Origin of the sequence: Pedobacter petrophilus (assembly GCF_009674725.1) — a bacterium.
GTDB classification, from domain to species: domain Bacteria; phylum Bacteroidota; class Bacteroidia; order Sphingobacteriales; family Sphingobacteriaceae; genus Pedobacter; species Pedobacter petrophilus.
Map to the genome: position 1 here is coordinate 1 of NZ_WKKH01000108.1, position 1,700 is coordinate 1,700.

Sequence of the window (1,700 nt, forward strand, 5' to 3'; positions counted from 1 at the left end):
ATTACTGTAAAAGGTTAAAGAGAAAGGGTGTTACAAGGGAATCTCTCCATGAAGAATATGTGAAGCAACACCCTGATGGATATAGCCGTTCCCACTTTAATGATGCCATAATGGTTTACCTGCAACTCTCCAGATCGGTAATGCATATCGAACATAAGGCTGGAGATAAAATGTATATCGACTTTGCCGGTAAAAAGCTATTTGTTATCGGGAATGATAATATCAGGCAGGACGTAGAGGTATTCGTTGCAATCCTTGGTTGCAGCCAGCTCACTTATGTCCAGGCTGTGGCCTCACAGAAAAAGGAGGATCTCATCGCCGCCTGTGAAAATGCACTGCGCTATTTCGGAGGTGTACCGGAGGCCATCGTGCCTGATAACCTTCGCTCTGCTGTTACAAGGGGAAGCAGGTATGAGGCGGTACTGAACGATGAGTTTGCAGCATTTGCGGAACATTATGCCACAACTGTTATTCCCGCACGTGCCTATAAACCTCGAGACAAATCACTTGTAGAGGGAGCCGTGAAACTCATTTATCGAAGTATTTACAACAAACTCGATAATTGCCACTTTGAAACCCTGGAGCATCTCAATGCAGCAATAGTGCCTCTGCTCGAAATCCATAACAACAAGCACTTTTCCGGCAGAAACTACTCACGTAGGGAACAGTTTGAGGAAATCGAACGTGAAGCACTTGCCATGCTTAACCCCGTTGGATATGAGGTGCACAAGCAGGTGATGGTTACCGTTATGAGGAATGGCCATGTACGCCTGGGCGAGGATGTCCATTACTACAGCGTTCCCTACAACTATGTTGGTAAAAAAGTGAAGCTGCTTTACACTTCCGGCTCAGTAAAAGTCTATTATAACTATACCATGATAGCCTTTCATTCAAGAGTGCGAATAAAGCATCATTATACCACCCAGGAAACCCATTTAGCGCCACAACACCGGTATATCTCAGAATGGACCCCTGAAAACTTTATACGGCAGGCAGAAGAGATTCATAGTGATGTTGCCGGTTACATATCAAAGGTACTTGAGTATAAGGGACATCCAGAGCAGGCCCATAAATCCTGTTCGGGCATACTAAACTTTGCACGTCGTGTTGGAACGGTCCGGCTAAGAAATGCCTGCCGTTGGGCGGATAATCTTGGGCAGTACAACTACCGGATAATTGAGGAGATACTGCGAAAGCAGCTTGATCAGCTACCTGCAGAAGAAGAGACGATAGAGATCCCTGATCATGGAAACATCAGGGGTAAGGAATATTACCAGTAACAATAAACAGCAATTAGAAATGAACAATGAAACATTAGAGAAAATGAAACAGCTAAGGCTGTTTGGGATGTACGATGCATTCAGAACCAATCTGGAATCATCGGTAAAGGAATCGCTGACCACTGATCAGTTTATATCCGTACTGGTTGCCAGCGAGTGGGACGACAGGCGCAACCGGTCGGTGGAAAGAACAATTAGGGCGGCGGCATTCCGATATAAGGCATCTCTTGAGCATATTGATTACTCCATTGAACGTGGGCTTGACAGGAACCAGGTACACAGGCTTGCAGCCCTGGATTTCATTAAGGAGCACAAGGATCTTTTTATAACCGGTTCCACCGGTACAGGAAAAAGCTACCTTGCCACCGCACTTGGATATCAGGCCTGTCAGAATGGATACAAGGTTCTGTATGTCAATAC

Annotated in this window: 2 protein-coding genes; both read left to right on the forward strand. The window is 45.5% G+C overall.

Going from position 1 to position 1,700, the window contains the following annotated elements; translation table 11 throughout:
- On the forward strand, positions 1 to 1,280 hold a 1,280-nt coding region (gene istA, locus GJU39_RS23230), incomplete at its 5' end, for an IS21 family transposase (RefSeq protein WP_154283370.1).
- On the forward strand, positions 1,246 to 1,700 hold a 455-nt coding region (locus GJU39_RS23235), incomplete at its 3' end, for an ATP-binding protein (protein ID WP_209437733.1). The genes istA and GJU39_RS23235, both read left to right, overlap by 35 nt.